This window comes from Nonomuraea sp. NPDC005650, assembly GCF_040605375.1.
Taxonomy (GTDB): Bacteria; Actinomycetota; Actinomycetes; order Streptosporangiales; family Streptosporangiaceae; genus Nonomuraea.
Genome location: NZ_JBEXCR010000056.1, coordinates 60946 through 86711, shown reverse-complemented (window position 1 = coordinate 86711; position 25766 = coordinate 60946). Strand labels below are relative to the sequence as shown.

Here is a 25766-nt window from a genome sequence, read left to right as displayed (position 1 = left end):
CCCCGCAACTCGGGACTGCGGAAACCCACTCAGCTCGCTATGCTGGCCGCCGCCAGTGAGTGCTCACCGTGTTGCGACGACCCCTCGAATACACCGACGATGCCGGGCCGTTCTGCGCCGGCTGACGTTGCTCGGCAACGACAGCCGACCCCAGGACTACACGTCGTAGTACAGCTCGAACTCGTGCGGGTGCGGGCGCAGGCGGATCGGGTCGACCTCGTTCTCCCGCTTGTACGCGACCCACGTCTCGATCAGGTCAGGCGTGAAGACGCCGCCCTCGAGCAGGTAGTCGTGGTCCTCCTCCAGCGCGTTGAGCACGTCGGTGAGCGAGCCGGGCACCTGCGGGATGTTGCGGGCCTCCTCGGGCGGCAGCTCGTAGAGGTCCTTGTCGACCGGCTCCGGCGGCTCGATCTTGTTGCGGATGCCGTCGATGCCCGCCATCAGCATCGCCGCGAAGGCGAAGTACGGGTTGCAGGACGGGTCGGGCACGCGGAACTCGATGCGCTTGGCCTTCGGGTTGGAGCCCGTGATCGGGATCCGGACGCAGGCCGAACGGTTGCGCTGGGAGTAGACCAGGTTGACCGGGGCCTCGTAGCCCGGGACCAGACGGTGGTAGGAGTTGACCGTCGGGTTGGTGAAGGCCAGCAGCGACGGCGCGTGCTTGAGCAGGCCGCCGATGTAGTAGCGGGCCGTGTCGGACAGGCCCGCGTAGCCGACCTCGTCGTAGAAGAGCGGCGAGCCGTCCTTCCACAGCGACTGGTGGCAGTGCATGCCGGAGCCGTTGTCACCGAAGATGGGCTTGGGCATGAAGGTGACCGTGTGGCCGTACTCGAGGGCCGTGCTCTTGATGATGTACTTGTAGAGCATCAGGTTGTCGGCGGTCTTGAGCAGCGTGCCGAACTTGAAGTCGATCTCCGCCTGGCCCGCCGTGCCGACCTCGTGGTGCTGCATCTCGACGTCGATGCCGCACTCGATGAGGTTGCGCACCATCTCGGAGCGCAGGTCGGTGAAGTGGTCCATCGGCGGCACCGGGAAGTAGCCGCCCTTGTAACGCGGCTTGTAACCGAGGTTGCCGCCCTCGGTGGCCTTGCCGGTGTTCCAGGCGCCCTCGATGGAGTCGATGTAGTAGTAGCCGGCGTTCTGCTTCGTCTCGAAGCGCACGTCGTCGAAGATGTAGAACTCGGCCTCGGGGCCGAAATAGACCGTGTCGGCGATGCCCGTGCCCCGGAGGAACTCCTCGGCCTTGCGCGCGACGTTACGCGGGTCGCGGCTGTAGGCCTCGCCGGTGAGCGGGTCGTGCACGAAGAAGTTCAGGTTGAGCGTCTTGTGCTGGCGGAACGGATCCAACACGGCGCTGGTCGGGTCGGGCAGCAGAAGCATGTCGGACTCGTGGATCGCCTGGAAACCGCGGATCGACGAGCCGTCGAACATGAGTCCGTCGGTGAAGACGCTCGCGCTGAAGTTTTCTACCGGGAAGGTGAAGTGGTGAGTCGTCCCCGGCAGGTCGGTGAACCTGACATCGACGAACTGCACCCCTTCGTCACTGATGAACTTCAGGACGTCGTCGGCGGAGTTGAACACTCTCGAACCTCCCTGGGGACTGGCCATCATGCCGACGCTAGGGCGTGGCCGTTTCCGTGTGGTGTCTCGATTGTTTCGCACATGTTACGCAGGTCAGGTGGGCTCTGCCGCGGAACACCCCGTCTTCTCGTCCTCCTCCAGCTCGTACGGATTGCGCGGCAATCCAGTGGGCGACACCGTTCCGGCAGGTGAGTCCTCGAAAACGGGATGCACGAACGCGTCGCGCGTGTCGCAACTGGCCGGAGTGGTGCTCGGGTTCCAGGGGTCCGGCCAGACGACCAGGCGCCCGGACTCGCGATAGAGCAGCACGCTGCCGATGGGATGGGCGACGAGCCTGATGGTGGTCTCCGGCCGGCCCGGACGTCGCAGGGCGTAAACGACCAGGTGGTTCAGTTTCACCTTGACGCCGTGCCTGCCGTCCTCGCTGAAGGTGTCCAGGGTCGTCCGCCCGTGCACCTTGATCACGTCGGTGGCGAGCTCGGTCGTGCCCGGCGCGAAGCGGAGGACGTATCCCGGCCCCTCCTCATCGTCGTGCTTGAGGTTGCCGAGAAAGTCCGCACGCAGGTCGGCGGGCAGGAGCTTGGCGAATGCCGCCGGCTTGCCGCCCATGAGCGTCTCGCGGTCGAGGAAGGCCGCCCCGAAGAGTTCGCGGGTCCGCTCCAGCCCCTTGGCCACGTCCTTCTTCGACAGCCCGCCCAGCGCCTTCGCCTCGGGCATCATGAACCCGGCGATCCCGTCGGCGTAGTCCTCGGCCCGGGACCCGGCGAACGGGCCCGCCGGCTTCTCGCCTGCGCCCTCCGCAGGGTTCTCGGCGGGTTCGACGGCCGGCGCCGCGATCGACAGCCGCGGTTCGCCCATGACGACGTCCGGGGCGAGCAGGTCGGGGCGGACGGTCACGACCACGCCCGCGGCCGCGATCAGCGCCGTGATCACGGCCATCGCGATCCAGGCCCGCCCGACCCGCCGCGGCGGCTCGGGCTCGTATCCCCCGGATAAGCGCGCCGTCCTGCCCGCGTTCCTCTCTAAGCGGTCGGTACGCCGCTGTTCTTTCGCGCCTTTGACGGCCGCGGCCCGCATCTTGCGCTGCTGGTCCTCGTCGATCTGCGAGACCAGCTCGTTGAAGCGCGCGTCAAGGTCATCCCCGTGTGGCATGGCGTACATGATGGCCGCTCTGCGACGCGGTTGGGTCACAATGCCGACCGGCCTGCCGGGCGGATACCGTTGAGGGCATGAGCAGCAAGGAGCCTCGGTGGACGCAGACCTGGCTGGGCGGCGTCAGGGCCGCCGGGGTCGATCTCGGATACCCGGGTGAGCGCCTGGGGCTGCCCGAGGAGGGCAGCGGATCGATCGCCGGCTGGGGGCGCAGGATCGCCGCGCTGGTCATCGACTGGATGATCTGCACGTGGGTCGTCGTGCAGCTGCTGCTCAGGATCAACCCGGCCGAGCAGCCGTGGGCGCCCGCGCTCGTCTTCGCCCTGCAGTACCTGGTCCTCGTCGGGTTCATGGGGCAGACGTTCGGCCACCGGCTGGCGGGCATCAGGGTGGCCGCGATGGACGGCGGCGACCCGCGCTGGCTGCCCGTGCTGGTGCGCTCGGTGCTGCTGTGCCTGGCCGTGCCCGCCCTGATCTGGGACCGCGACCACCGCGGGGTGCACGACCGCGTGTCCAACACGATGGTCGTCCGGATGTAGCCGAGCAAAAAGGCGAACCGGGTTCAAAAATGTACCCGGTTCGGTTTATGCTGACCTCATGGGGTTGAGGGAGCGGAAGAAGGAGCAGACGCGGCGGCGGATCGCCGAGGTGGCGCTGCGGCTGTTCGACGAGCGCGGCTACGACGCGGTGACCGTCAACGAGATCGCCGAGGCGGCCGGGGTCGCCAAGGTGACGCTGTTCAACTACTTCCCGACCAAAGACTGCCTCGTCACCGAAGGGGTCAAGGAGGACCTGGCCGCGATCGTGGCCGGGCGCGGGGAGGGGTGCTCTCCCCTCCAGGCCCTGCGCGAGCACTACCGGTCGATGGCCGCCCAGGGCGCGGGAGACCTGGACGTCGAGGCGCTGCTGGCCCGGGTCCGGGTGATCTCGTCGAGCCCGGCCCTGATGGGCGCGCTGCACGCCATGCACATGGGTGAGCGCTACGAGCTGGCCGAGGCCCTCGGGCGGGCCTACCCGGGCGACGATCTGACCGCGCGGCTCATGGCCGGGCAGATCACCGCCGCCGTCACCACCGTCCAGGAGGCCTTCTTCCACCGGATCGCGACGGGCGAGCCGATGGAGGAGGCGGGCCGCCGCCTGGCGGATGACGTGGAGCTGGCCTTCGACCTCCTGGAGTACGGTCTCACGCACGCAAAAAAAGGGGATAAATCATGAAAAAGGGGATCAACTATGATGTCGGGTTTCTTCCCGGGGACAGCCTGAGCCGCAAGTCGTTCCACATCGAGGACGTCCGGCGAGACATGCGCACGATCGCGGAAGACCTGCACTGCGCGTCGGTACGGATCTCCGGCCGCGACCCCGAGCGCGTCGAGGCGGCCGCCAGGGAGGCCGCGGCGGCCGGGCTGGAGATCTGGTTCGCCCCGTTCCCCGTGGACCTCACGCAGGACGAGATGCTGGAGGTCTTCGCGGACGCCGCCCGCCGCGCCGAGTCGGTACGCCGCGACGGCGCCGAGGTCGTGCTGGTCACCGGCTGCGAGATCACCGCCTTCGGCAAGGGCTTCATCAAGGGCGAGAGCGAGGGCGAGAGTTACGGCGACCGGCTCGGCGCCCTGATGGCCGGCGACGTCGAGTGGTGGACGTCGCTGATGCGGACCATGCCGCGCTTCAACGACTACCTGGCGAAGGCGGCCGAGACCGTCCGCCCGCTGTTCGGCGGCCGGCTGAGCTACGCCTCGGCGCCGTGGGAGCCGGTCGACTGGGCCCCGTTCGACGTGGCGGGCGTGGACGCCTACCGCGCCGCCTACAACGCCCACGGCTTCGCGGACGAGCTGCGCGCGCACTTCAAGCACGGCAAACCGGTCGCCGTGACGGAGTTCGGCACCTGCGCCTACCGCGGCGCGGGGGAGCGCGGCGGCTCGGCCTGGGTGGTGCCGGACGACGCGGTACGCGACGAGGGCGAGCAGGTGCGCTACTTCACCGAGCTGATGGACCTCTTCGAGCAGGAGGGCGTGGAGACGGCGCTGTGGTTCACGTTCGCCTCCTTCAACCGGACCGGCGAGGACGACCTGGGCTCCTACGGCGTGGTCAAGATGCTCGACGAGCGGAGCTGGGAACCCAAGGAGGTCTTCCGCGCCATGGCGGCTAGATATTCGAGCAGCTGAAAATGGCCGTGCCGGGGAGGTGACGCCCGCGCAGCGGGCTCCAGCCGCCCCACACCCGCTCGTGCCCCTCCGGCCACTCGGGCTCCAGCAGCCCCGTGACGGTCAGCCCGGAGGCGGCCAGCAGGTTCACCCAGTCACCCATGGTGCGGTGATGCTCGACGTACGTGACCGTGCCCCGTTCGTCCCGTTCCTCGTAGGGGGAACGGTCGAAATAGGACCGGTCGGACGTCAGCCCGCCCGGCCCCGGATCGTCCGGGAACGCCCACCGGATCGGGTGGCTCACCGAGAACACGAACCGGCCGCCCGGCCTGAGCACCCGCCGCACCTCGCGGAAGACCGCGAGCGGGTCGGCCACGAACGGCAGCGCGCCGAACGCCGAGCAGGCCAGGTCGAAGGCGGCCGCGGCGAACGGCAGCGACTCGGCGTCGGCCTGCACCACGGGCACGTGCAGCCCCGTGTCGAGATCGATGCGCTGGGCGTGGCGCAGCTGCCGGTGGGAGACGTCGAAGGCGGCCACCTGCGCGCCCTGCGTCACCAGCCACCGCGCGCACTGCGCCGCGCCGCAGCCGATCTCCAGCACGCGCCGCCCGCGCACCTCGCCCAGGAGGTGCGCGTCGGCCTCGTCGACGCCCTCGGGACACCACACGAACCCCGTGTCACGCAGGAACTCACCGTGTTCGAGCTGGTAGTCGTCGGCGTTGCCGTCCCACCACCAGCGATTCGCCCGTGCGGAGGAGGAGAGCACTAGCGCATCTTGGGGCCGCGCGGCATGCGCGCGCCCTTGGGCATGGGGCCCTTGGGCAGCGGCATGTTCTTCGGCAGCGAGCGCAGCCGGTCCTTGACCTCGTTGACCGCGGGCTTCTTGAGGTTGCGCGGCAGCTTCATCAGGTGGCGCTGCAGCTTGCCGAGCGGGATCTGCCCCTCGCCGTCACCGCACTGGATGTCGTAGATCTCGATGCCCAGCACCACGCGCGCGACCCGCTTCTTCTCGGCCGCCAGCATCTTCGCCACCCGGTTGCCCGGCCCCTCGGACACCAGCACGACGCCCGGATAGCCGACCACGAGGTGGATGAGGTCCTGGTCGCGGTTGACCGCGATGGCCGGGGTGACCTGCCAGTTGCCACGCATGCCCTGCAGCACCGCCGCCGCGGCGCCCGTCTGGCCGTGCAGGATCGAATATTGGGCCTTCTGGGCGAGCTGCCCGAAGACCACCAACCCGACCGTGAGCGCGGCCAGCACACCGATGAACACCGAATACCACAAGTAGTCCGTGACCAGGCCGATCACGACCACCACAGCCAGCGTGCCCACCGCCGAGAGGAAGACGATGGGCAACCCCTTGGGGTTGGCCTGCTTGATGATCTGCGCGATCATGCGGAGCTGCTTGATGCGCCCCGGCTTCTCTGGATCCTCGGACTTTGCCATGCTCTGAAGGATACAAACCAACTGGTGCGGTAAGGAAAACGTGACCCGGTCATTTCGCGCCGGGCTAGATCTTCACGGTCGCCGACAGGCGCGGATCGGCCGCGTGGCGGCCTGCCTCGACCGGGTGAACGCCCTCGACGGTCCGCCAGCCGCCCTCCTCCCAGACCTGGAAGGCCCGCTCGGGCAGGAACACGGTCGTGATCACCGTCTCCCCGGGCGCCGCCTCGACCACGTCGAACCCGGCCAGCGCCCTGTCGACGTAGATCTGCACGACCTCGCGGCCCGGGCGGTCGCCGGTGTTGGTGACCGCCACCGTCACGCCCGTGCCCTCGGCCGCGATCGAGTCGTACGACCAGGTCGTGTAACCCAGGCCGTGCCCGAACCAGAACGCCGGCGCGCGGCCCGAGCGCTCCCACGCCCGGTAGCCGATCGACGTGCCCTCCTCGTAGGCCACCACACCGTCCACCGGCGTCACGTCGGTCACGGGAGCGTCCTCCAGCCGCCGCGGCCACGTCGTGGGCAGCCGCCCGCCCGGCTCGGCGTCCCCGAACAGCACGTCCGCCAGCGCCGCCCCCGCCTCCTGCCCCGGGAACCAGGTGAGCAGCACCGCCGCCACCTCCTCCGCCCACGGCAGCTCGACCGGCGAGCCCGCGTTGACCACCACGACGGTGCGCGGGTTGGCCGCGGCGACCGCGCGGATCAGCTCGTCCTGCCGTCCGGGCAGCCTGAGGTCCGCGCGGTCGAAGCCCTCGCTCTCCACCTCCGGCGTGGTCGCGGCCACGACCACCGCCACGTCGCACTCCGCCGCCACCCGCACGGCCTCGGCCATGAGCTCGTCCTCGCCGGGGCCGGGGTTCGCGTGGCCCAGAGTGAAGGACACGTACGCCATCCCGCCGAACGTCCCGGCCGGGTGCGTCACGATCACCTCGTACGCCCGCCCGGCCGTCATCGGCAGGCCGACCCGCCGCTCGGGCGGCGACAGGAACGCCACCGCCGGGTCGCCGCCGTCCAGGTCGATGCTCCCGTCGAAGACGGTCTCGCCGTCCACGGTGAGGGTGAAGGCGCCCACGCCCGCGACCGACAGCCGATGCTCGCCCGAAACGTCCGGTGTGTACGTCGTACGCAGCCGCACCGCCGCCAGCCGGTCGCCGTCCACGCCCGGCGGCAACTGGCCGATCCACCGCGCCTCGGCCGTGGCCAGCGGCTGCTCCGCCAGCACCGCCCCGCCGGCGTCCAGGAAGGCGGCCGTGGCCGGGCCGGGGAGCGGGGACAGGTGGATCCGGGGGTCGGTGCCGAGCGCGTACCGGACCTCGGCCCGCTCGGCGATCCCCTGGAGCGGCGAGACGATCCGATCGGGGAAGACCTGGGCGCTCCCGCCGCCCATGACCCGGGCCTCCGCGGCGGCCGCCCCGATCACGGCGACCCTTCCGACCTGCCGGAACGGCAGGATGCCGGTGTTGGTGAGCAGGGTGAACCCGCGTGTGGCCACCTCGCGGGCCAGCGCCGCGCCGTCGACCACGGGTCGCTCCACGGAGACCGGTACCTCCGCATCGCGCAGGGCGCCGACGCGGTGGGCCAGGCGCAGGACGCGGCGCACCCGATCGTCCACGACGGACTCGGGCACCCGCCCCTCCCGCACGGCGGCCGCCAGCTTCTCGCCCCACGGCCCGCGCGGGCCCGGCATGGCCACGTCGGTGCCGCCCAGCGCCGCGGCCTCGGTCGTCCGCACCGCCGTCCAGTCCGACACCACGAACCCGTCGAACCCCCACTCGCCCTTCAGCACCCCGTTCACCAGGTCGGCGTGCTCGGTCATGGTCGTGCCGTTCACCGAGTTGTACGCGGTCATGAGACCCCACGCCCCGGCCTCCACCACCCGCTCGAACGGCCGCAGATAGACCTCGCGCAGCGCCTTCTCGCCCACCCGGACGTCCACGGTGAAGCGATCGGTCTCGAAGTCGTTGGCCACGAAGTGCTTCGGGGTGGTGGCCACCCCGCCCTCCTGGACGCCCTCGACGTACGCGGCGCCGATCTCGCCCGTCAGGTACGGGTCCTCGGAGAAACACTCGAAATGCCGGCCGCCGAGCGGCGAGCGGTGCAGGTTGATCGTGGGGGCGAGGAGCACGTGCACGCCCTTGCGCCGGGCCTCCTGCGCCAGCAGCGCGCCCGCGCGGCGGACCAGGTCCACGTCCCAGGTGGCGGCCAGCGCGGTCGGGCTGGGCAGCGCGATCGAGGGACCGACCGCGCTCCACCGCTCGCCGCGTACGCCGATCGGCCCGTCACTCATGACGAGCCGGTCGAGACCGATCTCGGGCAGCGACGGCAGCGACCACATGTCGGCCCCGGTGAGCAGGCGGATCTTGGTGCTGAGGTCGAGGCGTGCGATGAGTTCGTCGAAGTCCACGACCACAGTCTTCACCAGCCAGGGGCGGGGGCCCGGGAGGTGGCGAAGAACTCCAGGAGCTCGGGCGCCAGCGCCTCCGGGGCCACGTTGTGCGCCTGGCCCTCCAGGACGCGCCGCTCCGCGCCGGGCACGGCCGCCGCGACCGCCAGCCCCGCGTTCGACAACCACCGGGGGCTGTCCTCGCCGTTGAGCACCAGCGTCGGCTGCCTGACGGCCGCCAGCCGCCCGGCCGGCAGCGCGTTGCCCGGCCCCAGCACGGCGGCCTCGTAGGCGAGGGTGTGCGCCAGCGCCTCGACCTGCGGCCAGGACGGCTGCGCGCGCATCGCGGCCACCGCCTCCGGCGGCGCCTCGGCCGCCTCCACCATGAACCGCTCGACGGCCTCGCCCCGCCGGCCCGCCCTGACCAGCGCGTCCAGGCGCGCGGCGAAGTCGTCCGGCAGCGGGGGCGCGCCGTCGTCCACGTGGTACGGCGGCTCCCACAGGGCCAGCTTCGAGATCGCCGGGTTCCGCGCCGCGGCCTCCAGCGCCAGCGCTGCCCCAGACGAGCCCCCGAACACCATCGCCGACCCGCCCGCCGCCTCGATGACCGCCGCCAGATCCTCGATCTCCCGCTCGACGGCGTACGGTAGGGTGTCCCCGCTGTCGCCGCGCCCCCTGCGGTCGTAGTCGTACACCGTGAACCACGGCGCCAGGGCGGCCGTCACGCCGGCCAGCGTGAGGTGACCCCGCACCCCGAACGCGCCGTGGACCAGGACGACCGCGGGCCCCTCGCCGTACCGGTCGAAGGCGATGGCGGTCCCGTCCGCCGAGGTCGCCCTGCGGCTCAGCCGGCCGGCTGCGCCAGGCACAGCGCCTCCCAGTGGTGGCCGTCGAGGTCGGCGAAGCCGCGCTGGTAGCGGATGCCGTCCTCCTGCTTGACGCCCGCCGGGGTGGCGCCGAGCGCCAGCGCCTTGTCGACCAGCTCGTCGACCTGGGCGGGGTTCTCCATGCCCAGCACCAGGACCGCCTCTGTGGTCTTGGCGGCGTCGGCGATCTCCTTCGTGACGTACGAGGCGAACGTCGGCTCGGTCAGCAGCATGACCTGGGTCTGCTCGCTGATGATCACCGACGCCATGCCTTCGGCCATGCCGAACAGGTTGAAGCCGAGCCCGGCGAAGAACTCCTTCGACCGCTCGAGATCCTTGACCGGCAGATTGACGAACAGCTGCATCTTCCTCATCCCTTCCTTCGATCCGCCTTCAGTCTGCCGATCGAAGGGGGCCCCGGTCTTGGATCTGGGCGCCAGGCGGGTTGACGTTCAGCGCACCGCGTTCGCGCGCCGGTATTCGGCGGGCGGCATCCCGTACGCGCTCTTGAAGAGCCTGCTGAAGTGGGCCGAGTCCGGCAGCCCCCACCGGGCCCCGATCTCGCTCACGGACCGGGTGCCGCCCTCGGCCAGCTCCGCGCGGCAGCGCTCCAGCCGCCGCCGCCGGATCCAGGCGGCCACCGTGGTCTGCTCCGCCTCGAACAGCCGGTGCAGGTATCGCACGGAGACGTGGTGCGCGGCGGCGACGGCGGCCGGGTCGAGGCCGACGTCGCCCAGCCGCTCCTCGATGAACGTGTGGATCCTCATCAGCAGCACACGCTGCCGGGAGTCCTCCGGCAACGCCCGTGTCAGCTCGACACGTTCGGCGACGGCGGTGCTGACCAGGTCCATCACGATGGTCGACAACCTGGCGGCGCTGCCCGGCCGGTACGTCTCGAGATCCTCGGCCACCCGCCGCAGCAGCGGCACGGCCAGCGCGGCGGCCCCCGTCTCGGCGGCGATGGGGACGGCGGCGAGCGCGTCCACGGCGCCGGACGGCAGCGCGAGCATCTCGCGCGGGAAGCTGAACAGCGCGAGCCGCACCGCCGAGTCGTAGGCCAGCTCGTAGGGCCTGGTGAAGTCGTAGATCGCGAACTCGCCCCTGCCGAGCTGCGCGTCCCGCCCGTCCTGGGAGAGGCGGGGGCTGCCCTCCATCGCCATCACGACGCGGTACATCTCGGGGCTGTCGCTCTGGATCATGCCGGGGGTGCGGTGCACGCTGTGGGGCGTGGAGGTGCGGATCCGGCCGACCGTCACCGGGCCCAGCCCGCCGGTCACGATCTCGCCCCGCAGCGGGGCGCCGGGGGCGATCCTGCAGTCGAGCGGGCCGAGCGTGTCGCACACGATGCTCCGCCAGGCGTCGTGGCGTCGCTTGGCGGGCAGGTCGCTCGTGCGGATCAGGACGGTCATGTCCGCTCCCGGGGTCGGCTGCCCTGCCATGCTAGCGACGCCCCAAACCCCCCGAAACCGGCCCGTGCCGTGCCCGCACCGCGCTGCGCCGTGCGGTAGGTGTGAAGCAGCCCCGGGACCGGTCGGGGCCCGGGGCTGGTGGATGTGGGGATCAGGCCGTTTGACGGGCCTCGATGGCCTGCTTGTAGAGGCGGCCCGCACGGTACGACGAGCGCACGAGCGGCCCCGACAGCACACCGGCGAACCCGATGGCCTCGGCCTCCGCCTGCAGCTCCACGAACTCCTCGGGCTTCACCCACCGCTCCACCGGGTGGTGGCGGGGCGTGGGCCGCAGGTACTGGGTGATGGTCAGCAGGTCGGTGCCGGCCGCGTGCAGGTCGCGCATGGCCTCGACGACCTCCTCGCGCGTCTCGCCCATGCCCAGGATCAGGTTGGACTTGGTGACCAGCCCGGCCTCGCGAGCCGTCGTGATCACCGCGAGCGAGCGCTCGTAGCGGAACGCGGGACGGATCCGCTTGAAGATCCGCGGCACCGTCTCGACGTTGTGCGCGAACACCTCGGGCCGGCTGGAGAAGACCTCCTCCAGCTGGTCGCGGTTGCCGTTGAAGTCGGGCACCAGCAGCTCGACGCCGCACCCGGGCAGCAGCCCGTGGATCTGGCGCGCCGTCTCGGCGTAGAGCCAGGCGCCGCCGTCGGGCAGGTCGTCGCGGGCCACGCCGGTCACGGTCGCGTACTTCAAGCCCATCTGCTGCACGGACTCGGCCACGCGGCGCGGCTCGTCGCGGTCGTACTCCTTCGGCTTGCCCGTGTCGATCTGGCAGAAGTCGCAGCGGCGCGTGCACTGGTCGCCGCCGATGAGGAAGGTCGCCTCGCGGTCTTCCCAGCACTCGTAGATATTGGGACAGCCCGCCTCTTCACAGACCGTGTGCAGGCCCTCCCGGCGCACGAGCGATTTCAGCTCGGTGTATTCGGGGCCCGTCTTCAGCTTGGTCTTGATCCACGGGGGCTTGCGCTCGATAGGGGTTTCGGCGTTACGCACCTCCAGGCGGAGGAGCTTTCGGCCTTCAGGGGCAACGGTCACGTTCTCAGCTTACGTCTCCCCGAAACGCGGCCCGGCCGGGGGGGTTCGGAGCTGTTGGTGTTCGATGTGACTCTGGTTACGTCGTCGCCACAGCGCGTGTCTCCGGGCACTTGTCGCGCACATGTTCTACCCGGCGGATTCAACTCTTGGTATCGTTGTGGCCACGCAACGTGAAAGCCGGAGAGGGGGCGAATGCTCGTCATGCAACCGCGCTTGTTCGGCCTTCGTCCAGCGGCATCGGCAGTACGGCACGCCCCCACCCTGCCGTCGGACACCGACCGCGCCGCCATCGGACCGCAGGCCCGCCCGCATGGCTGAGCTGCGCCCGATCGCCCCCGCCTTCATCGTGCCCGGCCCGTCCGGCGTCGCCGTCCGCGACCGGCTCAAGCACCTCACCCCCGCAGACGAGCAGGTGCTGCGCCTGGTCGGCGCGCATCTGGGCGCGCTGGCCTCGCTTGATCTGAAGACCCGGTGCGCCGACGGGCTGGGGCACTGCGCCGGCACTTGGGCGGCGCGCAAGCGCGCGTTGACCGTGCAGTCGTCGGCGCGCTGGGCCGGGGCCATCACCAAAGCCTCACATGATCAGTGGGCGCTGGCCCGCCGCTGCCAGGCCGACCACATCCGCGACCTCCAGGCCGCCATCCGCGCGATCACCCGTCGGCTGTCCCAGCCCGTCGGGAAGAAGGGCACCCGCAGGGAGCCGGGCGCCTACGGTTCGACTGGGGAGTGGTTCGCCAAGTCCCGCCGCCTGAGCCTCCTGCAAGACCGGCTGAAGCGGCGGCGGGCCGACCAGCAGGCCGGGCGGGTGCGCGTGGTGCGGGGCGGCAAACGGCTCGCCCGTGCCCGGCACCATCTGGAGGCCGCCGGGCTCACCGAGGCCGAGTGGCGGCAGACCGGGGAGGCCGAGCGGTGGTTCCTGGCCGCCGATGGTGAGTCCGGCAAACGGTACGGCAACGAGACCATCCGCATCACCCCCGACGGCCAGGTGTCGATCCGGCTGCCCGCGCTGCTGGCGCACCATGCGAACGCGCCACACAGCCGCTACGTGCTGTCCTGTCGGGTGGCTTTCGCCCACCGCCGCTCCGAGTGGGCCGATCGTGTTGAGGCTGATCGGGCCGTGGCCTACCGCATCCACCTGGACGTCCAGCGGGGACGTTGGTATATCACCGCCTCCTGGCAGATCCCCGCGACCCCTGCCGTGCCGATGTCGGCCGCGCTCGCCCACGGGGTGATCGGGGTGGACACCAATGCCGACCACCTGGCCGCCTGGCGGCTGGACATCAACGGCAACCCGATCGGCAACCCCCGCCGCTTCACCTACGACCTGAACGGGACCGCCGAGCATCGCGACGCCCAGCTCCGCCACGCCCTGACCCGGCTGCTGCACTGGGCCAGGGCCTGCGGCGTGCACGCCATCGCCATCGAAGACCTCGACTTTCAGACCGAGAAGACCCGGGAGAAGCACGGCCGCCGCAAACACTTCCGCCAGCTCATCTCCGGCATGCCCACGAGCAGGTTGCGGGCCCGGCTCACCTCGATGGCCGACCAGAGCGGGATCGTCATCATCGCCGCCGACCCGGCGTATACCTCGAAGTGGGGCGCTCAGCACTGGCGACAGCCCCTCACCACCACCAGACACGCGACCACCCGCCACGAGGCAGCCGCCGTGGCGATCGGCAGACGCGCCCAAGGGCACCCGATCCGGCGACGGACGGCACCGCCCCCTGCCCACCGGAGCGATGGGCAGGGGCATCGGACCGTCCAGGCCGGACCGGAAACCCGCGGGCGCGAGGGACCCCGCCCCCGCATCCCCGGACCACGGACACGATCCGTGCCGCCCGGACGCGGCGCGTACGCGGGCGACCAGAACGCTCAACACCGTCCGGAGCGTTCGGCTGGGCATGTGCCGTTCATGCTCAGTCCATAGGAACGGTCAGGAGATGAGGCCGAAGCCGCGGATCGCGCGCTTGTAGTGGGCGTGCAGTTCCTCGTCGACGAGTTCGGACTCATGGGCGCCGAGCAGCTCCGAGTGCGGGGGAGTGGTGAGCACGCCGTCGTCGGTGAGCCTGGAACGGGCCAGCGCGCCCTGCCTGATGGCCGCCACGCTCTCGCCGCGCAGCGCCGCCGCCTGGATCGGCGCCAGGTAGCCGCCGCCGGCCAGCTCGTCGAGGTCCGCGAGGTCCTGTTCGGAGGCGGCCCGCCGGGCCAGCTTCCGCTGCCGGGCCAGGGTACGGCCCTCGCCGGCGCGGGCGAGCCGGGTCAGCGCGTACTGGATCAGCAGCACGGGCCCGCCGAGCACCCGCCCGAACATGCGGCCGAACATCCCCGCCACCTCGTACGTGGTCCCCGGCTGGTCCACCGCGCCCAGCGAGGAGGCCGCGATCTTGGTCTGGGCCTCCTCCCTGACCCGCAGCGGCTCGGCCCCCATCAGCGCGTCCCGCCACGCCTCCAGCGTGAACAGCGCCCCGCTCACGACGAGCTCGTCGCCGGTCGGCACCCGCGCGTACGCCGTGGCCAGCAGGGCGACCCGCTGCCTGGGCGGCAGCGCCAGCCACAGCGGCAGGCCGATCACCAGGACGGGGGTGCGCAGCAGACCCATGCGGTCGTAGCGCGTCCCTGGCGCCAGGTCCATGACGGCGACCTTCCTCGGCCGCCGGACGCCGACCCGGTCGGCCACGCGCTCCGCGGCGCCGTACAGCTCGGAGGCCGAGGAGCGGTCGAGCACCTCGGCGTCGGCGGGCAGGCCGCCCAGGCGGGGCCGCAGCGCCCACCCGATGGCCAGGCTCGTGCCGCCGAGCAGCCACGTGAGCACGGAGCCCGGCTGCCCCAGGATCAGCCACGCGCCGAGCGCGACGAAGCCGAGCGTCAGGAGGTGGACCGGAAGGGCGAGCAGGAGGGCGAGGACACGCTTCACACGGCTGATCGTAAGCCGTGGGTCATCTGCGGAGAAGGTCTTCTTCGTGAAGGTCGTACGACTCCATGCCGAGGGCCTCGGCCAGCCGTTTCTCGGCGATCGGCAGGACCTCCTCCACCACGATGCGGCGGCCGGTCTCCGCCGACAGCGAGGAGACGCCCACGTCGGGGATGCCGCACGGCGCGATGCGGTTGAACCAGCGGGGGTCGTTGGCGCAGTTGAGCGAGAAGCCGTGCATGGTGACGCCCCGCGCCACGCGCAGCCCGACCGCGCCGAGCTGGCGGTCGGGCAGGCCCAGGCTGGGATCGCCGACCGCCCAGACGCCCCCGCGCCCCCGCACCTGTCTCGCCGTGACGCCGAAGTCGGCGCAGATCTGGATCATGGCCTCCGCGAGGCGGCAGGCGTACGCGGTGACGTCGGTGATGCCGACGATCGGGTATGCCACGAGCTGCCCGGGACCGTGCCAGGTCAGCCGCCCGCCCCGGTCGACGTCGACGACCGGCGTGCCGTCGGCCGGACGCTCGTGCGGGGCGGTGCGCCTGCCCGCGGTGTAGACCGGCGCGTGCTCGAGGAACAGGACGGTGTCGCTCAGCTCTCCGGCGACCCGCTTGCCGTGCACCCAGCGCTGCAGCGACCAGGCCTGCTCGTAGGGGACGTCGACGCCGAGGCGGACGATGGCGAGTGCGTGGGGATCGTCCCCGTGGATGGGGCGCATGAGCCTATTGTGCCGGTCCCGCACCCGCGAAGGGTAATCAGGGGGTCAGGAGTCGTGGCTCGATCCTGAACTCCTTGACCCCGCCGGCCCCGTCGCTCTCCACCCGGTAGGCGTAGCCGCCCGGCTCGACGGTCACCGCCTGGATGAACTCGGTGCCGACGTAGTGGAGCCCCACGCCCTCGTCGGCGGCGTAGCCGGAGGGCAGCTCGCCGTTGGCCACCGACCGCTGCAGCAGCGGGCGGCGCTGCGGGTCGGAGTCGTAGTGGACGCCGCACGAGTAGGGCAGCAGGCCCATGCCCTCGGCCCACACGCGCAGGTCGGGCCCGAAGGAGTCGGTGTTGCCGCCGACGTGCCAGCACAGCGCGCCCGCGCTCTGGCCGGACAGCACCACCCCGGCCCGCCACGCCTCCTCCAGCGCCTCGTCATAGCCGTGCAACCGCCACAACGCCATCAGGTTGGCCACACTGCCGCCGCTGACATAGATCATGTCCTGTTCGAGCAGCCACGCCCGGGGATCTTCCACATTGGGCATCGGGAACACGGTGAGGTGGCTCAACTCGACGTCCCACCCGGCGAAGGCGCCGTACATCTTCAGGATCCAGTCGTCCGCGTCGCCCACCGCGGTGGCGACCAGGCCCAGCTTCGGCCGGTCCTGACCGGTCAGGTCGAGGCCGTAACGCAGCAGCGGGCTGGCCTCCACGAAGCTGTAGCGCTTGCTCGGGCGGAACGATCCGCCCCCGATGGCGAGGATGTGTGACTGTCCTGACCGGCTCATGTCAAGATTCTCCCACCTGTTGAAGACGGACGGCTACTCAGAGTACGGCGCTCAACGCCTCGTCGAGGCGGGTATGGGCGAAGACATACCCGCTGTCGAGCAGCTTCTTCGGCTCGACGCGATGGCCGGGCAGCAGCGCCTCGCGGGCGAACTCGCCGAGCCCCGCGGACAGCGCGAAGCCGGGCACCGGGATCGGCACAGTGCCCTTACGCAGGGCTTTCCCGAGCGTGCGAGTGAATTCGGCGTTGGTCACGGGCGTGGGCGAGGTGAAATTGACCGGCCCTGTAATGTCACGATTTTTCAAGACATGCACTGCGGCCCCGACCCAGTCGTCCACCGTGATCCACGACCAGTACTGCTTCCCCGACCCGAGCGGCGCGCCCAGCCCGATCCTGAAGATCGGCAACATCCGCCCGAGCGCCCCGCCCTTGCCGCTGAGCACCAGCCCGGTCCGCACCTGCGCGGTCCTGACCCCGGCCTCGCCCGCCCGCCTGGCCTCGCTCTCCCAGCGCGCGCACAGGTCCGCCAGGAAGCCGCGGCCCTTGCCCTGACCCTCGTCGATCACCTGGTCGCCGGTGTCGCCGTAAAAGTCGACCCCGGAGGCCGACAGCAGCACCTCCGGCCTGCCGGACAGCGCTCCGAGCGCGTCCACGAGCACCCTCGTGCCCTGGACCCGGCTGGCGACGAGCTCCCGCTTGTACGCCGGGGTCCACCGCCGGTCGCCGACCGACGCCCCCGCCAGGTGCACGACCGCCTGCGCCCCTTCGAGCGCGGCCTGGTCGATCGCCTGCTCGGCCGGGTCCCAGAACGCCTCGTCGGCCGCGCGCGGCCGGCGCCGCACCAGCCTGACGACCTCCCACCCCTCGGCCCGCAACGCCGGCACGAGCGCCGACCCGAGCAACCCCGACGCCCCCGTCACGATGATCGCCATAGGCCCACAGTACGCCCGCCCCCATCTCGCGGGGCGCGAGCCGCGCCAGGACGGGCGGCCCCCGGGCAGACGAACGGCCGGGCGGCCCCCGAAGGGAGCCGCCCGGCCGTGACGCCCTGGTTACGCCAGGCCGAGCTGGGCCTCGAAGCGGCCCTCCTCCAGACGGCGCTTGACCGTCGTGAGGAAGCGGGCCGCGTCCGCGCCGTCCACCAGGCGGTGGTCGTACGTCAGCGCCAGGTAGACCATCGACCGCACCGCGATGACCTCGCCCTCAGCCGTGTCGATCACGACGGGCCGCTTGACAACGGAGCCGGTGCCCAGCATGCCGACCTGCGGCTGGTTGAGGATCGGCGTGTCGAACAGGGCCCCGCGGCTGCCGGTGTTGGTCAGCGTGAACGTGCCGCCGGTGATCTCGTCCGGGGTCACCTTGTTGGCGCGCGTGCGCTCGGCCAGGTCGGCCGTCTTGCGGGCCAGCCCGGCGAGGTTGAGGTCGCCGGCGTTCTTGATGACCGCCGCGATCAGGCCGCGCTCGGTGTCGACCGCGATGCCCAGGTGCTCGACGTCGAAGTACGTGACCTCCATGGTCTCGTTGTTGATCGTCGCGTTGAGCTTCGGGTGCTGCTTGAGCGCCTCGATGGCGGCCATCTCGAAGAACGGCATGAACGACAGCTTCACGCCCTCGCGGCGCAGGAAGTCGGCCTTCGCCTGGTCGCGCAGCCGCGCGATCTTGGTGACGTCGACCTCGACCACGGTGGTGAGCTGCGCCGCCGTCTGCAGCGACTCGACCAGCCGCTTCGACATCGTCTGCCGCAGCCGCGTCATCTTCTCCGTGCGGCCCCGCAGCGTCGTGTCGACCTCCACGGGCTCCGGAGCCGTGGCGACCGGCGCCTGCGCGGCGGGAGCGGCGGCGGGCGCCGGCTGGGCGGTGGCCGGAGCCGGAGCCGCGACCGGGGCGGCCTGGGCGGCGGCGGCCTTCTCGCGCTGGGTCTTGGCGGCCTCCAGCACGTCCTGCTTGCGGATGCGGCCGCCGACGCCGGTGCCGTTGATCGCGTCGAGGTCGACACCGTGCTCGTTGGCCAGCTTGCGCACCAGCGGCGTCACGTACGGGCTCTCACCCGACGGCAGCGGCGCGGGCTCCGCGACCGGGGGAGCGGCCTGCGGGGCGGGGGCCGCGACCGGGGCGGGCGCCGGAGCGGGGGCCGGGGGAGCCGGCTGCGGGATCGACGAGACCGGCGGAGCCGGGGCGGGCTCGGGCTCCGGCTGCGGGGCCGGTGCCGGCGCCGGGGCGGGGACCGCCTCGGGCGCCGGGGCGGCGGCGCCCACCTGGCCCTTCTCGTCGATGACGGCGAGCTCGGCCCCGACCTCGACCGTCTCGTCCTCAGCCACGACGATCTTCGTGAGGACACCCGCGGCCGGGGACGGGATCTCGGTGTCGACCTTGTCGGTGGACACTTCGAGGAGCGGCTCGTCGGCCTCGACGCGCTCGCCCTCCTTCTTCAGCCAACGGGTTACGGTGCCCTCGGTCACGCTCTCGCCGAGCTGGGGCATTTGTACGGAGACCGGCATCGTTATTCTTCTCTCGCGTTCTGATCTCGAGGGCTTGGACTAGTTGTGTACGTGCAACGGCTTGCCGGCCAGGGCCAGCATCGCCTCACCCATGGCCTCGGACTGGGTCGGGTGTGCGTGGATGAGCTGGGCGACCTCTGCGGGCAGCGCCTCCCAGTTGTAGATCAGCTGCCCCTCCGTGACGAGCTCGCCGATGCGTCGGCCCACCATGTGGACACCGACGACCGGGCCGTCCTTCTGGGCGATGACCTTCACGGCGCCCGAGGTGCCGAGGATCTGGCTCTTGGGGTTTCCCGCGAGGTCGTAGACCTGCTCGACGATCTCGATGCCGCGCTCGGCCGCCTGCGCCGAGGTGAGCCCGACCGAGGCCACCTCGGGGTCGGAGTAGGTGATGCGCGGCACGCCCACGTAGTCGATGGGCGGCGGGTTGAGACCGGCGATGTGCTCGGCCACCATGATCCCCTCCGCGAATCCGGCGTGCGCGAGCTGCAGCGTCGGGATGAGGTCGCCGATGGCGTAGACGCCCGGCACGGAGGTCCGGCAGTGCTCGTCGACCACGACCGCGCCGCGCTCGATGGTGATGCCCTGCTCCTCGAAGCCCATGCCCGCCGACACCGCGCCGCGGCCGACCGCGACGAGCAGCAGCTCGGCGTCGAGGGTCTTGCCGTTGGCCAGGGTGACGACCACGCCCGTCTCGGTGGTCTTGGCGGTGTCGAAGAAGACGCCCAGCTCGTACTTGATGCCGCGGCGGCGGAAGGCCCGCTCCAGCAGCTTGGAGCTGGACTCCTCCTCGGTCGGCAGCAGGTGCGGCAGCGCCTCGACGATCGTCACCTCGGCCCCGAACGAGCGGTAGACGCTCGCCAGCTCGACGCCGATCACGCCGCCGCCCAGCACGATGACCGACGTGGGCACGCGGTCCATCTTCAGGGTGTGCTCGCTGGTGATGACGCGCTCGCCGTCGATCTCCAGGCCCGGCAGCGACTTGGGCGCCGAGCCGGTGGCCAGGACGAGGTTGCGGCCCTCGACGACCTGCGAGCCCACCTGGACGCGGTTGGGGCCGACCAGGCGGCCCTCGCCCTCGACGATCGTCACGCCCGCGCCCTTGAGCAGGCCCTGCACGCCCTTCCAGGCCCGCGTCACGATCTTGTCCTTGAACGCGTGCACGCCCTGCACGTCGATGCCGTCGAAGCGCGCCTTGACGCCGAACGACTCGCTCTCGCGGGTCTCGTCGGCGACCTCGGCGGAGTGGAGCAGGGCCTTCGTGGGGATGCATCCCCTGTGGAGGCAGGTGCCGCCGATCTTGTCCTTTTCGATCAGCGCGACCGACTTGCCCAGCTCAGCCGCCCGAAGCGCGCAGGCGTAACCGCCGCTGCCGCCACCTAGGACGACGATGTCATAGGCCACAGGAAGGCTCCTTGTCGGGGTGTTCGTGATGCCGTCATCTTTTCATTTGTTTCAGATGCTCGCGTGCCGCTCTGCGAGTCCGATGAGGGTCCGGGTGATGGCACCCGTGCCGCCCTTCGGGGTGTAACCGTACGGCTCGCCCTTGTTGAAGGCGGGGCCGGCCATGTCGATGTGGGCCCAGCGCACGCCGTCGGGCACGAACTCCTTCAGGAAGATGCCCGCCGCCAGCATGCTGCCCCATCGCTCCGGCTGGAGGTTGGCGATGTCGGCGATCGGCGAGTCGAGGCCCTTGCGCAGCTCCTCGGGCAGCGGCATGCCCCACGCGCCCTCGCCCGCCGCCTTGGCGGCCTCGACGACCAGCTCCCTGGCGGCGTCGTCGTTGGCCATGACGCCGGCCGTGCGCCAGCCGAGCGCGACGATCTGCGCGCCGGTGAGCGTGGCCACGTCGACGATCAGGTCGGGCTCGTCCTGGGCGGCCCTGGCGATGCCGTCCATGAGCACCAGGCGGCCCTCGGCGTCGGTGTCGAGCACCTCGACGGTCTTGCCGCTGTAGCTGTGGATGACGTCGGAGGGGCGCTGCGCGGTGCCGCTCGGCAGGTTTTCGGCCAGGCAGAGGTAGCCGACGGCGTTGACCGGAAGGCCGAGCCTGGCGATGCCGATCATGGCGCCGAACACCGCGCCCGCGCCGCCCATGTCGGACTTCATCCAGTCCATCGAGGCCGACGGCTTGAGCGACAGGCCGCCGGAGTCGAAGGTGATGCCCTTGCCCACGAACGCCAGCCGCTTGGTGGCCTCGGGGTGGGTGTAGGACAGGCGGACCAGGCGCGGCGGGTTGGCGGAGCCCTGGCCGACACCGATGAGGCCGCCGTAGCCGCCGTCCTTGAGCTGCTTGTCGTCGAGCACCTCGACGCTCAGCCCCGCCTTGGCGCCCTCCTGCTCGGCGATCTCGGCGAACTTGGCCGGCCACAGGTCGGACGGCGGCGTGTTGACCAGGTCGCGGACCAGCGTCACCGAGTCGGCCAGCACGCCCGCGCGCCCGGCGACGCCGTCGGGCTGGCCCGAGACCACGGTGAGCTCGGCGACCGGCGCCTTCTGCTCGCCGTTCGTGCGGTAGCGGGCGAAGCCGTACGCGCCGAGCAGGCCGCCGAGCGCGACCGCCTCGGCCTCCTCGGGCGTGCCCGCGGGCAGGGCGAGCGCGGCCCTGGAGGTGCCGGCCAGCGACCGTACGGCGGCGCCGGCGGCGCGGCGCAGGCCCTCGGCGTCGGGGGAGTCGCCCAGACCCACCGCGACCAGCAGCGGGGCGGCGATGGCGCCGAACGTGGGAAGCTTGGCCACCTCGCCGGCCTTGCCGGTGAAGGCGACGGCGCCGAGCGAGTCGGCGAGCTTGCCGCCGAAGGCGGCCTCGAGCGCCTCGGCGCCCGTGGCGGCGCGGGGGCCGTCCTGTCCTGACCTGAAGCCGACGATCAACGCGTCGGTGTCGATGGAGACTGGATCTGCTGAGTTCAGCCGCACAGTGGTCACGTAAACCGATGCTATCCAGGTCTTCTGCGTACTCACAAACAGGGGTTCATCCTACCAATCGCGCATCGCGAGGAATGGTGCTAGTGTCATTAGCATCATGCTGCTGACGCTTGATCTCAACGACGCCCGGCCCCTGCACGAGCAGGTGGCCGGTGCCATCCGCCGCGCCATCGGCGAGGGCTCCTACCGGCCCGGTGACCGCCTGCCACCGGCCCGCGACCTGGCCCAGGTGCTCGGCATCAACCCCAACACCGTGCTGCGCGCGCTGCGCGACCTGCGGGACGAGGGGCTGCTGGAGTTCAGGCGGGGCCGGGGGGTCAGCGTCGCCGGCCGCGCCGACGGGCGGGCCCTGCTCGCGCAGCGCGCGCGCGAGTTGCTGGACGAGGCCCGCAGGCACGGCTACGACCGCGACGACCTCATCGCCATTTTGGAGGAGCTGCCGTGAATCCCCGAGTCACCACCGCCATGTGGGGGCTGTTCGTCATCGCCGCGCAGATCGCGCTGCCGCTGGCTCTGCGGGAACGGTTGCCCGACCCGCTGGCCACGCGCTGGAACCTGGCCGGCCAGGCCTACCGCTCGATGTCCCTGACCGCGTACATCGTGGTCACGGTCCTGGTCTGGGGGGTGCTCTGGCTGGTCGCGCTGGCCGCGTCCGAGCGGGCCACGGCCCTCAGGCAGAGCCGGACGGTGTGGTGGGGCGGTCTGTCCGGGCTGGGCGTGCTCGCGCTCGGCGTCAACGTCACGACCGTGCTCGCCAACCTCGACGCGCCCGGCTGGACCGCGGCCCGGCTGCCCGCCTGGCAGGTCTTCGCGGTCATCGCGGCCGGGACCGGCGTTGCCCTGCTCATGGGATACCTGCGCAGGGGCGACCCCGACCCGCAGGGTCCCGAGGGCCCGGTCCCGCCCCGCCTGCGGCTCAGGGCCGGCCAGCGCACCGTGTGGGTCGGCCACGCCGCCAACCGGTGGCTGGCGCTGCTCCCGATCGTCGCCCTGGCCGCCGTCCTGGTGCTGGGCCCGCTGTACTTCACCGGTCTCGTGACCGGTGCGTGGGCCACGTCGGCCCTGCCGGGGCTCCTCGTCGTGCTGGCGGCCGGGACGCTGACCTCGTCCGTGTCCGTGCAGATCGGCGACGGCCGGGTCGTCGTCCAGTTCGGGCCGCTCGGCTGGCCGGCGCGCAGGATCCCCCTGTCGCGGATCGAGTCGGCCTGGTCGGAGACGCGTCATCCGGCCAACGTCGGGGGCTGGGGCATCCGCGGCCTGCCCGGCGGTTCGACCATCATGCTGCGTGGCGGCGAGTGCCTGGTCCTCCGCTACCGCTCCGGCGGTCAGCTCGCGATCAGCATCGACGACGCCGAACGCGGCGCATCCCTCATCAACGCCCTCATCGCAGAGCGAGTGGAGCAATGAAACGACCTCTCCTCATCTTCATCGTCCTGGCCTTCGGGCTGTCGTGGGCGGCGGCGCTGCCCCTCTGGTTCGCCGGCGGGATCGGCTCGCCGCTGCTGCGGCCGCTGGCCACGCTGATGATGTTCACCCCGTCAGTGGGGGTGCTCGGCGTGTGGGCGGTCACGCGCACGCCGTTCCGCGAGTGGGCCAGGCAGACCGGGCTCACGCTGGGCGAGCGCAAGGGGCGCACGGGCGTCCTCATCCTGACCGCCTGGCTCGGGGTGCCGCTGCTGCTGTTCCTGGCGGGGGGCCTCAGCGCGGCCGTCGGGCTGTTCGCGGTGGACCTCGACGACTTCAGCCTGTTCAAGGAGGTGCTGCGGGCCCAGGGCGTGGGCGTGCCCGAGAGCCTCACCGCTGCGATCGTGCTGCAGATCGTGATCAGCGTGGTCGCGGGGCCCGTGCTGAACGCGATCCCCGCGCTCGGGGAGGAGTGGGGCTGGCGGGGCTGGCTGCTGCCGCGGCTCGTCTCCACCAACGGCATGCTCCTCGGGCTGGTCTACACCGGCGTCATCTGGGGCCTCTGGCACGCCCCCCTCACCCTTCTGGGCTACAACTACGCGCGGCTCAGCTCCTGGGCGGCGCTGTTCTTCGTGGGGTTCTGCGTCCTGTTCGGGGTGCTGATCGGGTGGCTGCGGCTGCGCACGGGCAGCGTGTGGCCGGCCGTCGTGGCCCACGGCTCGCTCAACGCCGTCGCCCAGTCCGTCCTGTTGCTCGGCGACGCCGCCGCGCCGCCCAACGAGGTGCTGGTCGGCCTGACCGGCCTGGTGGGCTGGGCCCTCATGGCGGTCGTCGGCGCGGCCCTGCTCCGCTTCTATCCGGTACGCGTGCCGCAGCCGGTCGCCGCACCCTCCTGATCTCGGGGGCGCTCAGCCGAGGATCGCGCACACGGCCAGCGTGGTGGCCGTGGCCGTCTCGACCAGCGCCCCCAGCACGTCACCGGTGATCCCGCCGAGGCGCCGCCGCGCGTGCCCGAGCAGCAGCAGGGCGGCGCCGAGCCCGGCGACCAGGCCGAGCGGCAGCACTGCCTCCCCGGTGAGGCCCAGGCAGATGGCGGCGGTGCCGAGAAGGGCGGCCAAGGTGACGAGCAAGGGGGCGGGGCGGCGTACCGTGCCCGCGACCATCGCTCCGAGCCCTTCTGGCCGGGCGGCGGGGACGCTCTCCCGGCAGGCCCAGGTCAGCGCGAGCCGGCCGGCCACGCAGGCCGTCACCAGCGCCGCGTAGCCGGCCCCGGACGCCGCGGCGACCTGGACGAGCAGCGTCAGCATCAGCGTCATCACGCCGAACGGCCCGATGTCCGACTTTTTCATGATGTCGAGCGCCTGGGCGGCCGGCTTGCCGCTGCCCAGGCCGTCCGCCAGGTCGGCGAGCCCGTCGAGGTGCAGCCCCCGGGTCAGCACGGCCAGCAGCCCGACCGCCAGCGCCGCCCCCAGCAGCGGCGGGCCGGGCAGGAGCAACGGCAGCCCGGCGACCAGGCCGAGGGCGAGCCCGACGGCGGGGGCCAGCGTCATCGCCCGCCCCGCGACCTCCTGATCCACCCGCTCCACGTGAACGGGGAACACGCTGAGAGTGCCGATCGCGAACGACAGCCCGTGCGGAAGGCGCATATCCGACGATCGTAGGCCCACTAGTGTGGCGGGATGCACGTGGTTGAACTCGAAGGCGTAGGTGTCCGGGTTGTCGGCAAATCGCTGCTGGACGGCGTCGATTGGCAGGTGGACTACGGCGACCACTGGGCGATCCTCGGCCCCAACGGCGCGGGCAAGACGACGCTGCTCTCTCTCGCGGGCGCCGTCCGGCATCCCAGCGAGGGCACGGTCAAGGTGCTCGGCCACAAGCTCGGCCGGGTCGACGTGCGGGAGTTGCGCCGCCACATCGGCCTGGTCGCGGTCAGCCAGCGGCTGATCGACGAGGAGCTGATGGAGCAGGAGGGCGCGACCGCGCACACCGTGGTGCTCACGGGGCACACGGGGACGAGCGCTCCCCTGTGGGACAAGTACGGCGACGTCGAGCGGGACCGGGCCCACCGGTTGCTGGCCGACCTGGGCTGCAAGGACCTGGCGGAGCGGCCGTTCCGCGTGTGCTCGCAGGGGGAGCGGGCCAGGATCCGGGTGGCCAGGGCGCTCATGGCGGACCCGGCGGTGCTGCTGCTCGACGAGCCGTTCGCGGGGCTCGACCTGCCGGCCAGGGAGGACCTCATCACCGCCGTCGAGGACCTGGCCACGATCCGGCCCGTCCTGACCACCGTGACGGTGACGCACCACCTGGAGGAGGTGCCGGCGACGACCTCGCACGCGATGCTCATGCGCGACGCCAGGGTGCTGGCCGCGGGCCCGGTGGACGAGGTGCTCACCTCCGCCAACCTCTCCGACTGCTTCGGCCGCCCCCTCCACGTCGACCGCCTCGACGGCCGCTGGTACGCCCGCGCCGTCCGCCCCTAG

At 71.6% G+C, this 25766-nt stretch carries 25 protein-coding genes; 8 read left to right on the top strand and 17 right to left on the bottom strand.

Annotated features, from left to right (window positions below; all coding sequences use genetic code 11):
• Positions 1-156 precede the first annotated feature (156 nt).
• The gene (gene glnA / locus ABZS69_RS57550) at positions 157-1581 is read right to left on the bottom strand and encodes a type I glutamate--ammonia ligase (RefSeq protein ID WP_355390308.1); all 1425 of its coding nucleotides are present in this window, start codon (positions 1579-1581) and stop codon (positions 157-159) included.
• 93 nt (positions 1582-1674) lie between these two features.
• Positions 1675-2733, bottom strand: a complete 1059-nt coding sequence (locus ABZS69_RS57545) for a hypothetical protein (protein WP_355390305.1) — start codon at positions 2731-2733, stop codon at positions 1675-1677.
• Between the two features lie 77 nt (positions 2734-2810).
• On the opposite strand from ABZS69_RS57545, the gene ABZS69_RS57540 reads away from it, so the two are divergent.
• The 3 genes from ABZS69_RS57540 to ABZS69_RS57530 are packed head-to-tail and all read left to right on the top strand — an operon-like array spanning position 2811 to position 4895.
• On the top strand, positions 2811-3272 hold the full coding sequence (locus tag ABZS69_RS57540) for an RDD family protein (protein WP_355390302.1): 462 nt from the start codon (positions 2811-2813) through the stop codon (positions 3270-3272).
• A gap of 58 nt (positions 3273-3330) precedes the next feature.
• Complete coding sequence (locus ABZS69_RS57535; protein ID WP_355390299.1) at positions 3331-3948, top strand: TetR family transcriptional regulator; 618 nt, start codon at positions 3331-3333, stop codon at positions 3946-3948.
• The gene (locus ABZS69_RS57530) at positions 3945-4895 is read left to right on the top strand and encodes a hypothetical protein (protein ID WP_355390297.1); all 951 of its coding nucleotides are present in this window, start codon (positions 3945-3947) and stop codon (positions 4893-4895) included. Before ABZS69_RS57535 ends, ABZS69_RS57530 begins: the two co-directional genes overlap by 4 nt.
• On the opposite strand, the gene ABZS69_RS57525 is transcribed toward ABZS69_RS57530, so the two are convergent.
• The 7 genes from ABZS69_RS57525 to lipA form a co-directional block, all read right to left on the bottom strand.
• Positions 4876-5640 (bottom strand): methyltransferase domain-containing protein, encoded by a 765-nt coding sequence (locus tag ABZS69_RS57525; protein ID WP_355390294.1) that lies wholly within the window; start codon positions 5638-5640, stop codon positions 4876-4878. The two genes, ABZS69_RS57530 and ABZS69_RS57525, sit on opposite strands and share 20 nt — an antisense overlap.
• Positions 5640-6320, bottom strand: coding sequence for a DUF4191 domain-containing protein (locus ABZS69_RS57520; RefSeq protein WP_355390292.1), 681 nt, complete (start codon positions 6318-6320; stop codon positions 5640-5642). Before ABZS69_RS57520 ends, ABZS69_RS57525 begins: the two co-directional genes overlap by 1 nt.
• A gap of 64 nt (positions 6321-6384) precedes the next feature.
• On the bottom strand, positions 6385-8721 hold the full coding sequence (locus tag ABZS69_RS57515; RefSeq protein ID WP_355390289.1) for a glycoside hydrolase family 3 C-terminal domain-containing protein: 2337 nt from the start codon (positions 8719-8721) through the stop codon (positions 6385-6387).
• Between the two features lie 11 nt (positions 8722-8732).
• Positions 8733-9569, bottom strand: a complete 837-nt coding sequence (locus ABZS69_RS57510; RefSeq protein WP_355390286.1) for an alpha/beta hydrolase — start codon at positions 9567-9569, stop codon at positions 8733-8735.
• Complete coding sequence (locus ABZS69_RS57505; RefSeq protein ID WP_355390283.1) at positions 9545-9940, bottom strand: VOC family protein; 396 nt, start codon at positions 9938-9940, stop codon at positions 9545-9547. Before ABZS69_RS57505 ends, ABZS69_RS57510 begins: the two co-directional genes overlap by 25 nt.
• Before the next feature lie 78 nt (positions 9941-10018).
• Positions 10019-10975 carry a helix-turn-helix domain-containing protein gene (locus ABZS69_RS57500; protein WP_355390280.1) on the bottom strand — a complete coding sequence of 319 codons (957 nt, stop codon included), beginning with the start codon at positions 10973-10975 and terminating at the stop codon, positions 10019-10021.
• A gap of 151 nt (positions 10976-11126) precedes the next feature.
• Complete coding sequence (lipA, locus tag ABZS69_RS57495; protein WP_350728831.1) at positions 11127-12056, bottom strand: lipoyl synthase; 930 nt, start codon at positions 12054-12056, stop codon at positions 11127-11129.
• 310 nt (positions 12057-12366) lie between these two features.
• Here lipA and ABZS69_RS57490 point away from each other — a divergent pair, with 310 nt between their 5' ends.
• A complete protein-coding gene (locus ABZS69_RS57490) occupies positions 12367-13983 on the top strand; it encodes an IS200/IS605 family accessory protein TnpB-related protein (protein ID WP_355390276.1) in 1617 nt (538 codons plus the stop codon).
• 6 nt (positions 13984-13989) lie between these two features.
• Here ABZS69_RS57490 and ABZS69_RS57485 read toward each other — a convergent pair whose 3' ends face one another.
• The 7 genes from ABZS69_RS57485 to ABZS69_RS57455 form a co-directional block, all read right to left on the bottom strand.
• Positions 13990-14970, bottom strand: a complete 981-nt coding sequence (locus ABZS69_RS57485; RefSeq protein WP_355390273.1) for a M48 family metallopeptidase — start codon at positions 14968-14970, stop codon at positions 13990-13992.
• Between the two features lie 22 nt (positions 14971-14992).
• Positions 14993-15685 (bottom strand): lipoyl(octanoyl) transferase LipB, encoded by a 693-nt coding sequence (lipB, locus tag ABZS69_RS57480; RefSeq protein ID WP_355390270.1) that lies wholly within the window; start codon positions 15683-15685, stop codon positions 14993-14995.
• Between the two features lie 37 nt (positions 15686-15722).
• Complete coding sequence (locus ABZS69_RS57475; RefSeq protein WP_355390267.1) at positions 15723-16460, bottom strand: peptidase E; 738 nt, start codon at positions 16458-16460, stop codon at positions 15723-15725.
• A gap of 37 nt (positions 16461-16497) precedes the next feature.
• Positions 16498-17391: a TIGR01777 family oxidoreductase gene (locus ABZS69_RS57470; RefSeq protein WP_355390264.1), complete on the bottom strand. Its 894-nt coding sequence runs from the start codon at positions 17389-17391 to the stop codon at positions 16498-16500.
• A gap of 120 nt (positions 17392-17511) precedes the next feature.
• Entirely contained in the window at positions 17512-18957 is a 1446-nt protein-coding gene (sucB, locus tag ABZS69_RS57465) for a 2-oxoglutarate dehydrogenase, E2 component, dihydrolipoamide succinyltransferase (protein ID WP_355390261.1), read from the bottom strand.
• Between the two features lie 39 nt (positions 18958-18996).
• Positions 18997-20361, bottom strand: a complete 1365-nt coding sequence (lpdA, locus tag ABZS69_RS57460) for a dihydrolipoyl dehydrogenase (protein WP_355390259.1) — start codon at positions 20359-20361, stop codon at positions 18997-18999.
• A gap of 51 nt (positions 20362-20412) precedes the next feature.
• On the bottom strand, positions 20413-21882 hold the full coding sequence (locus tag ABZS69_RS57455; RefSeq protein WP_355390256.1) for a leucyl aminopeptidase: 1470 nt from the start codon (positions 21880-21882) through the stop codon (positions 20413-20415).
• A 97-nt stretch (positions 21883-21979) separates the two neighbouring features.
• Here ABZS69_RS57455 and ABZS69_RS57450 point away from each other — a divergent pair, with 97 nt between their 5' ends.
• The 3 genes from ABZS69_RS57450 to ABZS69_RS57440 are packed head-to-tail and all read left to right on the top strand — an operon-like array spanning position 21980 to position 24182.
• A complete protein-coding gene (locus ABZS69_RS57450) occupies positions 21980-22327 on the top strand; it encodes a GntR family transcriptional regulator (RefSeq protein WP_355390253.1) in 348 nt (115 codons plus the stop codon).
• Entirely contained in the window at positions 22324-23289 is a 966-nt protein-coding gene (locus ABZS69_RS57445; RefSeq protein ID WP_355390250.1) for a hypothetical protein, read from the top strand. Before ABZS69_RS57450 ends, ABZS69_RS57445 begins: the two co-directional genes overlap by 4 nt.
• Positions 23286-24182 carry a CPBP family intramembrane glutamic endopeptidase gene (locus ABZS69_RS57440; RefSeq protein WP_355390247.1) on the top strand — a complete coding sequence of 299 codons (897 nt, stop codon included), beginning with the start codon at positions 23286-23288 and terminating at the stop codon, positions 24180-24182. Before ABZS69_RS57445 ends, ABZS69_RS57440 begins: the two co-directional genes overlap by 4 nt.
• 12 nt (positions 24183-24194) lie before the next feature.
• On the opposite strand, the gene ABZS69_RS57435 is transcribed toward ABZS69_RS57440, so the two are convergent.
• Positions 24195-24932, bottom strand: a complete 738-nt coding sequence (locus tag ABZS69_RS57435) for an adenosylcobinamide-GDP ribazoletransferase (RefSeq protein WP_355390245.1) — start codon at positions 24930-24932, stop codon at positions 24195-24197.
• A gap of 33 nt (positions 24933-24965) precedes the next feature.
• Between ABZS69_RS57435 and ABZS69_RS57430 the strand changes: the two genes are divergently transcribed.
• The gene (locus tag ABZS69_RS57430; protein ID WP_355390242.1) at positions 24966-25766 is read left to right on the top strand and encodes an ATP-binding cassette domain-containing protein; all 801 of its coding nucleotides are present in this window, start codon (positions 24966-24968) and stop codon (positions 25764-25766) included.

What these genes read in the sequence shown, in the direction of transcription:
- ABZS69_RS57545 (WP_355390305.1), bottom strand. Translation starts at nt 2,733, where the DNA reads ATGCCACACGGGGATGACCTTGACGCGCGCTTCAACGAGCTGGTCTCG.
- ABZS69_RS57540 (WP_355390302.1), top strand. Translation starts at nt 2,811, where the DNA reads ATGAGCAGCAAGGAGCCTCGGTGGACGCAGACCTGGCTGGGCGGCGTC.
- ABZS69_RS57535 (WP_355390299.1), top strand. Translation starts at nt 3,331, where the DNA reads ATGGGGTTGAGGGAGCGGAAGAAGGAGCAGACGCGGCGGCGGATCGCC.
- ABZS69_RS57530 (WP_355390297.1), top strand. Translation starts at nt 3,945, where the DNA reads ATGAAAAAGGGGATCAACTATGATGTCGGGTTTCTTCCCGGGGACAGC.
- ABZS69_RS57520 (WP_355390292.1), bottom strand. Translation starts at nt 6,320, where the DNA reads ATGGCAAAGTCCGAGGATCCAGAGAAGCCGGGGCGCATCAAGCAGCTC.
- ABZS69_RS57505 (WP_355390283.1), bottom strand. Translation starts at nt 9,940, where the DNA reads ATGAGGAAGATGCAGCTGTTCGTCAATCTGCCGGTCAAGGATCTCGAG.
- ABZS69_RS57500 (WP_355390280.1), bottom strand. Translation starts at nt 10,975, where the DNA reads ATGACCGTCCTGATCCGCACGAGCGACCTGCCCGCCAAGCGACGCCAC.
- ABZS69_RS57490 (WP_355390276.1), top strand. Translation starts at nt 12,367, where the DNA reads ATGGCTGAGCTGCGCCCGATCGCCCCCGCCTTCATCGTGCCCGGCCCG.
- lipB (WP_355390270.1), bottom strand. Translation starts at nt 15,685, where the DNA reads ATGCGCCCCATCCACGGGGACGATCCCCACGCACTCGCCATCGTCCGC.
- ABZS69_RS57475 (WP_355390267.1), bottom strand. Translation starts at nt 16,460, where the DNA reads ATGAGCCGGTCAGGACAGTCACACATCCTCGCCATCGGGGGCGGATCG.
- ABZS69_RS57470 (WP_355390264.1), bottom strand. Translation starts at nt 17,391, where the DNA reads ATGGCGATCATCGTGACGGGGGCGTCGGGGTTGCTCGGGTCGGCGCTC.
- sucB (WP_355390261.1), bottom strand. Translation starts at nt 18,957, where the DNA reads ATGCCGGTCTCCGTACAAATGCCCCAGCTCGGCGAGAGCGTGACCGAG.
- ABZS69_RS57450 (WP_355390253.1), top strand. Translation starts at nt 21,980, where the DNA reads ATGCTGCTGACGCTTGATCTCAACGACGCCCGGCCCCTGCACGAGCAG.
- ABZS69_RS57440 (WP_355390247.1), top strand. Translation starts at nt 23,286, where the DNA reads ATGAAACGACCTCTCCTCATCTTCATCGTCCTGGCCTTCGGGCTGTCG.
- ABZS69_RS57435 (WP_355390245.1), bottom strand. Translation starts at nt 24,932, where the DNA reads ATGCGCCTTCCGCACGGGCTGTCGTTCGCGATCGGCACTCTCAGCGTG.
- ABZS69_RS57430 (WP_355390242.1), top strand. Translation starts at nt 24,966, where the DNA reads ATGCACGTGGTTGAACTCGAAGGCGTAGGTGTCCGGGTTGTCGGCAAA.